This window comes from Flavobacterium hercynium (genome assembly GCF_002217285.1).
GTDB lineage: Bacteria > Bacteroidota > Bacteroidia > Flavobacteriales > Flavobacteriaceae > Flavobacterium > Flavobacterium hercynium.
In genome coordinates this window covers 62,833-72,616 of sequence record NZ_MUGW01000004.1, presented here as the reverse complement: position 1 = coordinate 72,616, position 9,784 = coordinate 62,833, and the positions used below count along the sequence as shown (strand labels likewise).

Below are 9,784 nucleotides of genomic sequence, written 5' to 3'. Positions count from 1 at the left end.
CTAAAATCTAAAATCTAAAACCCTCTCTGACGTTTTGCTTCAAAAATCAAAATAGCAGCGGCTACGGAGACGTTCATGCTGTCGATTTCTCCCTGCATTGGGATAATGATATTTTGGGTTGCGGCATCGCGCCATTCCTGAGTTAATCCGGTGGCTTCTGTACCCACAACTAGAGCAGTTGGAGTAGTAAAGTCCTGTGTATGATAAGAAGTTGAGTTTTGTAAAGTAGCACAGTAAAAGTCAATTTTTTTCTCTTTTAAAAAGGCAATAATTTCGGCAGTTGTTCCTGTTGCAATTTGATTGGTAAACAAACAGCCAACGCTCGAACGCACAATATTTGGATTGTATAAATCGCTTTTTGGATTAGCAATTAAAACAGCATCCAGATTCGCGGCATCGGCGGTACGTAAAAGGGCGCCAATATTTCCTGGTTTTTCAGGAGCTTCAGCAACTAAAATCAATGGATTTTCAGATAAATTTAAATCAGACAATTGCATTGATTTGGTCTTGGCAATCGCTAAAATTCCCTCTGTAGTATCACGATAAGCCAGTTTTTGGTAAACCTCTTTGTTGATTTCGATTAACTGAACTGGCGAATTCACCAGTTTATTAATTTGATTTTCCGTTACTAATTCCGGTAAAAATAAAACCGTTTCTATTTCGTAACCTCCTTTCAGAGCTAATGAAATTTCACGTAATCCTTCAATCAAAAATGTTCCGGTTTGTTTGCGTGCTTTTGCTTTTTCCTGTAGTAAAACAAGCGATTTGATAAATGGATTTTGTATTGAAGTAATTTGTTTCATTTTTTTAAGGCTCAAAGTTGCAAAGGTTCAAAGGTACTGAGTTTTTTTGTAAAGTTACAAAGGTTCAAAGTTGCAAAGTTGCAAAGGTTCAAAGGTTCAAAGGTTTTCTGAAAAGTTAGAAAAGTTCAAAGGTACAGCCGTTTTTTGCTTCCTGCAAGGTTTTCAAAACCTTGTAGGTTTGAATGTACCTTTTAATACTTTCAATGCTTAATAAAATAACAAATGTTATTTATTAAAAATCTCTTTAATTTCATCAGCAACAGGATGTTCTGCTTTAAAGGTGTATCCCATAAGTTTTGCAATGGTTTGTGCAATTTGTTTTTGGTACAGTTGCGCTTCGGTTTTGATTTCACCTTTTGGAGCAATTTCCGGTCCAATGGCAGCGAACCAAATTTGAGAAGCACCTTCAATATCAGATCCATGATCTCGCCATTGCTTTTTTATTTTGTCACCACGACCGTGATCTACGGTGATTACTATCGTAGTTTTGTTTTTGTATTGCGGATCGTTTTGTACAAAATTCCAAAGTTCACCAATCCATTTATCGACTTGATTTGCAGCATCAAGATAAGACCTGTAATCGCCGTGATGTGCCCATTCATCAGTTTCGCCGTAGGCAATATAAAGTACTTTTGGTTTGTTGGTTTTTAGTTCGTCCCAAGCCTGATAATGCGTGAAAACATCCAGACATTCATCCTCATGAAAAGGTTTGAACGAATTGTTGCGCATTTCATTTAATAATTTTTGAGCAGCAGTTGGTTTAGTTCCTCCCACATTATCAAAGGCAGAAATTACAGGAAAGCCACTTCTTTTTTCGTTTAGAATTCTATCAAAAGCATCCCATGCTCCAAAAGCATTTACTTTTCCTTTTAGTTTTGACTGTTGGTTCAAAAACTCCAGAACATTTACGTTTGGATTGGCTTTATAACTGTTTGAATTAATTGCAACATCGACATTTCCGGTCATCATTTCGCTATATCCCGGATAACTAAACCAGTACGGATTTGCTACATCTATTTTGTTTCCTAAATCACGATTGCCATAAATTTGTCCTTTTGATGCTATTTCTGACCATAAAAAGGGCATTATTTTTCTTCTGGATGCAGCAAAGTCAGCATCAGCATATTTTTTGTAAATATAAGCACTGTCGCCCTGATTGAAGTTTTTATCATTGGCAAGTGCCGTATCTAATCCTTTAAAAACTTCCTGCCATCTCAGACCATCAGTAGTAACAATGATAATGTTTTCTGTTTTTTGTGCTGAAGCTAAAGTGCTTGTTAAAACAAATGCAAGTAAAATTAATTTTTTCATAACTTTTTTGGAGTTAAAGAGGTTTAATACTAAAAAACGGTTCTATCCTTCTTCTTATTGGCAGGAATAATTCAAAGGATTTTTTTAAATTCTATTTTTGTTTTGTGGTATTAAAAAATGTAAAAGTGCTACAATATCCCTCTGGCTTTGATCTCCAGATATTTGTTGATAGCATCTAAAGTCAACTGCTCCGGCTGAGTAAGCACAGCGTGTATTCCGTATTTTTTGAGTTCGTTGGCGATAAGACGTTTTTCGAACATGAATTTTTCAGCGATTACTTTATCGTACACTTCTTGAACAGTATCGGTTTTTTTGTTGATGATAGCGTTCAGTTCTGTATTGCTAAAGAAAATAACAACCAATAAATGATTTTTCGCAATTCCTTTTAAATAAGGCATCTGACGATTTAAACCATCCATTGTCTCAAAGTTAGTATATAAAATGACTAAACTTCTCTGATTTATATTTTTTTTGATATCAACATACAAACGGCTGTAATCACTTTCAAAAAAATCAGTTTTGATGTTGTAGAGCGTTTCCAGAATTTTTTGCATCTGCGAAGCACGTTTTTCAGCATAAACCCTATTTTCTACTTTTTTTGAGAAGGCAAAAATTCCCGCTTTGTCTTGTTTTTTCAGAATAACGTTTGCCAATACCAAAGTAGAATTGATAGCATAATCCAGTAAGCTTAATCCGTTAAATGGCATTTGCATCACGCGTCCTTTATCGATTGCCAAATAAACAGACTGAGATTTTTCGTCCTGAAACTGGTTGACCATCAATGCATTTTTCTTTGCAGTCGCTTTCCAGTTTAGCGTTCGAAGATCGTCGCCCTGAACATATTCTTTTATTTGTTCAAACTCCATTGTATGCCCAATACGACGCATTTTTTTTATTCCGTATTGGTACAAATTGTTGGAGAAAGCTAGTAAATCATATTTTCGCAACTGAATGTACGAAGGATATGTGGGCACCATATTGTTTTTGTCAAACGTAAATCGTCGTGAAATTAATTTTAGAGGCGAAGAAACGTAAATGTTTAAATTTCCAAAATAGTATTCACCTCGCTCCGTAGGACGTAAATCATATTCGACCTTATCTTGTCCCGAAGCTTTAATTTTTCGTATAATTTTAAAATCCCTAACCTGAAACTGAAACGGAATTTCATCAATAATTTTAACCGAAACGGCAAAAGTGTAACCGTTTTTTATGCTAATGCTTACAGGATTTAAATCGCCATTTGATAATTTTTCAGGTGTAGTTCTGCTGCCTTCGATGCCGTTTTTTGACAAGTATAAAAGCAAAAGATCAAGTGCTAAAAAAGTACCTAATGTCAGCACGATAAACCATACGCCATTGTACAAATTCGGAAAAATGAAAGCGCAAACAAACAGTCCGATTATGCCTAAAAGTACATAAAAGAAGAAGTTATTGAGGTATAAGCTTTTTATGAAGTTCAATTTAAAAAAGTTTAGGGTTTACGTTTTTTTTATTCTGGTAATGAAGTAAGACTAGCATAATCGAATCCTTGTAAATAAGAAATTTTCCAGGTTCCGTTTTCTTTTACCACTCTTACTTTGTATTTCGTTTTGCCTTTCCACGCCCAGTTTAAGCTAGCTTTGTTGGTTTCTATTTTAGTGATGTTAATCGAAATTGTTTTCCAATACTTCTCCGGACCATCCTGACAATCACACCAAAAATTAGCATCGTTACCGTAAGGCGGAAGATCTCCAACAAAATATTCCATCTTGTTTGTTTTAAGATGGTCGCCAATTTTAAGAGCAATTTTATTATAGTTATCTAAAAATTCCTGAGCAAAGAAATTGGTTTTCTTCAATTCCTCCATTCTTTTACCATGTGCTTTGGTATCTAAGCCAATGTATTTATCACCTTTTTTGTTGACAATAGCATTAAAGTCGTCGTTTGAGTTTTTAGTTTCAACCCATTCATACGTTTTGCGAATCAACGTTTCGATCTGCTGTTGGTCAGTGGCGTAAACGATGGATTTCTTTGCAAATGTAAAATCTGGATTTACGGGTGTAAAACTTGTTGCTGAAAGCCATAAAAAGGATAAAAAAACTATTTTGTAAGCTTGCATTTTAAAAGGTTTTATAAATTTTATAGTTTCAGGTTTCACGTTTTATTCGTTTTCCTGCAAGGTTTTCAAAACCTTGTAGGTATAACTGAATCTAAATTATCTCGGAATTTCTACCGTTTCGATAATTTGTTTGATAATTTCAATGCTTGTAATACCTTCCATTTCGCGTTCTGGTGCTACAATTACACGGTGCTGTAAAACAGGAGTTGCCGCTTCCTTAATATCTTCCGGAGTTACAAAATCACGACCACGAATAGCTGCAAAACCTTTTGCTGCGTTTAAAATTGCGATAGAAGCACGAGGTGAAGCGCCTAAATACAAAAATGCATTTTCGCGTGTGTTTACCACAATTCTGGCAATGTATTCTAATAAATTCTGTTCTACACGAATTTGTTTCACCAAAGCCTGATATCCTTTTATTTCCTGAGCAGAAAGAATGGTTTTGATAGCTTCCAGCTTGCCATGATCCTGCAATAGATGTTCTCTCTGAATGATTAAAATTTCTTCTTCTAATTTTGGATAATCAATAGAAATTTTGAATAAAAAACGGTCCAATTGCGCTTCCGGCAAACGATATGTTCCTTCTTGTTCGATTGGATTTTGCGTTGCAATAACCAAAAATGGCGTTTCTAATTGGTAAGCAGATCCGTCAATGGTAATTTGGCGTTCCTCCATTACTTCAAAAAGTGCTGCCTGTGTTTTGGCGGGAGCACGATTTATTTCATCAATTAAAATTAAATTAGAGAAAATAGGACCTTGTTTGAACTCAAATTCAGAATTTTTCAGGTTAAAAACAGATGTACCTAATATATCAGAAGGCATTAAATCCGGTGTAAACTGAATTCGGCTAAAGCAAATATTTAATGTTTTCGATAATAATTTTGCTGTAATCGTTTTTGCTACTCCCGGAACACCTTCAAGCAAAACGTGTCCATTTGATAAAATAGCAACCAAAAGCTGATCGACCATTTTATGCTGACCAACAATAACCGTTTCAAGTTCTTTTTTAATCTGATTCACATGCTCTAAAAGGGGAGCAAGGTTGATTCTGGTTTCAAAATTCACATTATCATTTGTGATTTCGTTTGCTGTTGTATTGATATCGTCCATGTTTGGTATGTTTTCTTTTGAGTGGGTTTGTTCGAAATATTAATTAAAAATTTTCTCTATGGCATTACTGATTCTGATAAGATCATCTTCCAGACTTCCGTGATAACTTTTTCGGCGTTCATTGATTAAGAACACAACTTCCCGAATGTCATTTTCATCTTTTCCGGATTTATGCTGTAATCTTTTTATAAAATCTTCATCCAGTTTAGTAGTATCGATTAAAAATTCATTTCGGATTCTTTCTAAAAAGTAAATGATTTTTTTGTCGATAATATTATCATGATCGCCTTCCTGATAGTACAAGTTTCCTATTGTTTTAGTAAAATCTACCGTTAAGTTAGACAATGGTTTTATGATAGGAACAATACGTTGCTTGCGTTTCGCATTAAAAATAATGAAAATCAGCATTCCGATTAAAAATAAATACCAAGCCCATTTTAATGCAGGCTGACTTAAAATGTAACGCAAAGGCGAATCCGAAATAGACTCGCTGTTTTGTCCTTTGGTATACCAGTAAACCGTTTCTTTAGGTAAATAGGAAAGCACACTTTCAGCATATTCGTAATGATTTCCCTTTAACAAATTAATATTGGTAAAAGCTACAGGCTGCAAATGCAAATAGAAAAAACCATCTTGATATGGAACCTTTATAAAGTTAATTTGTTTTTTGGTTTTATTTCCCTGATACCCTAAAACCTGAGCACTTAGCGTATCTATTTTAGAGAAATAATTATTTCCCATTTCTTCTGTTATGGGATATTTTTTGTTGTTTAATTTACTATTCGCCAGCCACACAGAAGTTATTTTTTCGTTTGGATAACTTGTGCTAACTTCCAGTTTTAAGCTGTCTAATAATGGTTTAGGAAACGTTCTCATACTTAAGAAAGCGCTGTTTCCTATAGAAACAAAATAATTTAGTTCCTCAATAGACTGATCGTCAATTAAGGTTTGTTCTGCTATATTTAAGAATGTTCCGTGAATTTTATAACTACCATCAATACTGTCTCCAGCGTACTCGTATTGTGAATTTAGATATTCGTATGGAGTTAAAGAAGAAACACGTTCTATTTCCTGATTTTTCAAAAACCCGTCAATCTCTTTATTGAAAACATATAATCCATAAGGAATTTTATCATTTACAGCATAAGTAGGTGTCCAATCAATTGGTTTGGAAGTATTTCGATCTGCCAGTAAGATTAAAGAGAAAACCAAAACCAGAACAGCGATATAAATTTTGATAGATTTATTCATTGCTAAAGGTTTTTATAGATTGCTTAAAACGATTTTCGGTCTTTTGAAAAGTAGCTTCGTCGATTTCAAATTCACCATACCAAATATGGTTGTACAGATATGATAAATACGTAAAGGCTTCTCTGTGAGCAGGTCTTTGCAGTTCGTACAAATAATCAGTATTGGTTTTTTCGATATCCCATTCGATGTAATGATTTTGCGCCATGATCTTTAACAACCACAGATAATAATAACGAATGGCAATTCTTTTTTCGCCTTTGGCAATACTTTCTTCAATAAGTTTTTTAAAATCAAGCAGGTGAATATTTTTCTCCAGATCAGTGTAGTAGACGATTTTTTTATTGGCATTTTTACCGAAAATCCAATTTCCTTCCTTTCCAATTAAAACTTTTACAATCAGATAAATAACGATTACAACAACCACAACAGCAATTATTTTGAGCAGCGTAGCTACAAAACTAAGCGAGGTTTGCGGAGTGTCAAACGTAAAGATATTTCGCAGAATCGAAGCCAGCCATTCTTTAAAGTGATCCCAGAATGTTTTTTCAGGTACTTTGTATTCGTAAACAAAATCAGAGCCGGTATATTCTTTTTTGAAATTCTTAGAGAATTGTTTGCTCTCAACAGCGCTGGAATCAACTTGGATGTCGCTTTCTTTAAAAGGAACAGCACTAATTTTTGGCGGATCAATTGTAATGTTAGCCAAAGGCAAAGTATCCTGCGCACTCACGAGGAAGGAACAGAAAAGAAAATATAAAACGAAGAAAAATTTATTCATTACAGATTTCGATTATATCAGTTTGGCTTATAATTGTTGTGTTCTTTTGTAAACAATAGTTGGGTATATCAGGTAATAAAACGAAATCACAGCCAACGTAAATAAAATGATAAAACTACTCAGCCAGTTTGGCATATCTATAGAATATCGTGTAATAAACCCTTCCAGAAATCCTGCACTAATAGTGAAAGGAAAGGTGCTTAGAAATATTTTGAAACTATTTTTGAAACCTATTTTAAAAGAATTGACTCTCGAAAAAGTTTTAGGAAATAATATGGAAGCGCCTAAAATAAATCCGGCTGTAGTTTCAATTACAATCGCAAAAATCTCCATAGAACCGTGAATCCAGATGCCTCGCACACTTTTCCAGAAAACACCTTGTTCGTAGAAAAAGTATTGAAAAGAACCCAGCATAATACAGTTTTGAAGGAAAATATAAAAAGTACCAAGACCGCCGAAAATACCATAGATATAACAGCGTGCGCCTACATAAAGGTTATTCATGGTAATGCCAATAAAACTTCCCCAATTGCTTCCGGATCCGTAAACCGCCATTGGATTTCCTTTTTTGATGTTTTCTAAAGTCATGTTTACATAACCATCGCCTAAAATCAGACGTACAAAATTCTGATCGTAGCGTGCTGATATAACGCCAATAGCAACAGTAGCAAAAAACAATACAAAAGAATACAGCAAATAACGTCTGTAATCATAAAGTAATAAAGGAACTTCAGTTTTAAAAAACTCCATGAACCTGTTTTTTTCGGCTCTTTTGGTTTTGTAAATCTTTTGATAAATGTGCGAAGCCAAATGATTTAGATAAATCACTGTTTTGCTTTTTGGATAATAAGTTTGCGCGTATGACAAATCATTCATCATTTGAATGTACAAATTGGCTAACTCGTCAGGATTTTTTTTAGCTTTACCAAAAATAGCTAGCTCAAATTCCAGCCATTTTTCTTTATTTTGTTTTATGAAGGCAACTTCTCTCATTGTAGGCTAAAATATAAAATATGTCAGAATTATCGATTAATACTACGCAAAATGTTAAAATAAATTTTAAGGCGGCTTCCGTTGGCGAACGAATAGGCGCTTACTTCATTGATTTACTGATTAAAATCGCGTATGGTGTTGTCGTTTTTATGATTTTTTTTTCGTTAAATCTAGAAAAATTATTTGATAAACTAGACCAATGGTCGGTTATGTCTGTTATTTTATTTTTTTATTTTCCAATAATGATTTACTCCATTACGCTGGAAAGTATTTTAGAAGGACAAACTATTGGGAAAAAGGTACTGAAAATCAAAGTGGTAAAAATAGATGGTTATCAGGCTGGCTTTGGAGATTATTTAATGCGCTGGTTTTTTCGCCTTATTGATGTCACTATTTTCAATGGAATCGTTGCCATTGTTATTGTCATTATAAGTAAAAAAGGACAGCGATTAGGCGATATGGCGGCAGGAACATCTGTAATAACGCTCAAAAACAACATCAATATAAGTCACACCATTATTGAAGAAATAGGAAGTACTTATGTGCCAACCTATCCTTTGGTGATAAAACTATCCGATAACGATATGCGAATCATCAAAGAAACATTTCAAAGAGCTGCTAAAAAGAATGATTATGAAACCATACAAAAGTTGGTCTCTAAAATTGAAACCGTAACCGGAATTAAAAATCAATCCGGAGATAGTCATGATTTTATCAGAGTTATACTGAAAGATTACAACTTTTATACACAAAACATGTAAAAACGTATAAAAATATATAATGGTAAACGCCAAGAATATTTACTTTAAAAAAAATTAGAATGTTTCATCTATTAGACATAATTGGTACGATGGCTTTTGCAATGTCCGGAGCACTGACCGCAATGCACAAAAGGCTCGATCCGTTTGGCGTTTTTATTATTGCATTTGTAACAGCGGTAGGAGGCGGAACATTGCGTGACATCTTAATTGGCAAAACTCCGGTAGGATGGATGCTTGATTTGCAATATGTTTATGTAATTATTTTAGGTTTTGCATTAGCAATTGTTTTCAGAAAGAAATTTGATAAATTAAGAACATCATTGTTTTTGTTTGATACCATTGGACTTGGTGTATTTACCTTAATCGGTTTAGAAAGAGGAATCATTTACGGACTTCATCCAGCTATTTGTATTGCTTTAGGAACTATGACAGCTTGTTTTGGAGGCGTAATCAGAGATATTTTGTGCAATGAGATTCCAACGATCTTTAGACGTGAAGTCTACGCTACGATCTGTATTTTGGGTGGAATTGTATTTTTTATTCTGAAAAAATTAAATCTCAACGATGATGTTTTGTATTTAGTTACTTCGATTGTAATTATTACAGTACGTTTAATGGCAGTCAAATTCAAATGGTCATTGAAGGCATTTGATCATAAATAGCATTTAAATTAAAGGCC

At 34.0% G+C, this 9,784-nt stretch carries 10 protein-coding genes; 2 read left to right on the top strand and 8 right to left on the bottom strand.

All coding sequences use genetic code 11. The annotated features are described in order from the left end of the window. Positions 1 to 14 precede the first annotated feature (14 nt). The 8 genes from B0A66_RS02330 to B0A66_RS02295 all read right to left on the bottom strand — a co-directional run bounded on the left by B0A66_RS02330 (position 15) and on the right by B0A66_RS02295 (position 8,344). Positions 15 to 803 carry a TrmH family RNA methyltransferase gene (locus B0A66_RS02330; protein WP_089048241.1) on the bottom strand — a complete coding sequence of 263 codons (789 nt, stop codon included), beginning with the start codon at positions 801 to 803 and terminating at the stop codon, positions 15 to 17. Positions 804 to 1,028: 225 nt separating this feature from the next. Continuing rightward, on the bottom strand, positions 1,029 to 2,114 hold the full coding sequence (locus B0A66_RS02325; protein WP_089048240.1) for a phosphoglyceromutase: 1,086 nt from the start codon (positions 2,112 to 2,114) through the stop codon (positions 1,029 to 1,031). A gap of 128 nt (positions 2,115 to 2,242) precedes the next feature. Then, on the bottom strand, positions 2,243 to 3,574 hold the full coding sequence (locus B0A66_RS02320; RefSeq protein WP_089048239.1) for a DUF58 domain-containing protein: 1,332 nt from the start codon (positions 3,572 to 3,574) through the stop codon (positions 2,243 to 2,245). Positions 3,575 to 3,603: 29 nt separating this feature from the next. After that, on the bottom strand, positions 3,604 to 4,212 hold the full coding sequence (locus tag B0A66_RS02315; RefSeq protein ID WP_089048244.1) for a hypothetical protein: 609 nt from the start codon (positions 4,210 to 4,212) through the stop codon (positions 3,604 to 3,606). A gap of 96 nt (positions 4,213 to 4,308) precedes the next feature. Next, positions 4,309 to 5,322 (bottom strand): AAA family ATPase, encoded by a 1,014-nt coding sequence (locus B0A66_RS02310; protein WP_089048238.1) that lies wholly within the window; start codon positions 5,320 to 5,322, stop codon positions 4,309 to 4,311. A gap of 39 nt (positions 5,323 to 5,361) precedes the next feature. Next, entirely contained in the window at positions 5,362 to 6,573 is a 1,212-nt protein-coding gene (locus B0A66_RS02305; RefSeq protein WP_089048237.1) for a DUF4350 domain-containing protein, read from the bottom strand. Then, positions 6,566 to 7,351, bottom strand: a complete 786-nt coding sequence (locus B0A66_RS02300; protein ID WP_089048236.1) for a DUF4129 domain-containing protein — start codon at positions 7,349 to 7,351, stop codon at positions 6,566 to 6,568. The genes B0A66_RS02305 and B0A66_RS02300 overlap by 8 nt, the downstream gene beginning before the upstream one ends. A gap of 27 nt (positions 7,352 to 7,378) precedes the next feature. Further along, entirely contained in the window at positions 7,379 to 8,344 is a 966-nt protein-coding gene (locus B0A66_RS02295; protein ID WP_089048235.1) for a stage II sporulation protein M, read from the bottom strand. A 20-nt stretch (positions 8,345 to 8,364) separates the two neighbouring features. On the opposite strand from B0A66_RS02295, the gene B0A66_RS02290 reads away from it, so the two are divergent. Together B0A66_RS02290 and B0A66_RS02285 are read left to right on the top strand one after the other, a co-directional pair. Further along, complete coding sequence (locus B0A66_RS02290) at positions 8,365 to 9,105, top strand: RDD family protein (RefSeq protein ID WP_089048234.1); 741 nt, start codon at positions 8,365 to 8,367, stop codon at positions 9,103 to 9,105. A gap of 59 nt (positions 9,106 to 9,164) precedes the next feature. Beyond that, a complete protein-coding gene (locus B0A66_RS02285) occupies positions 9,165 to 9,767 on the top strand; it encodes a trimeric intracellular cation channel family protein (RefSeq protein WP_089048233.1) in 603 nt (200 codons plus the stop codon). The last annotated feature ends 17 nt before the right edge of the window (positions 9,768 to 9,784 follow it).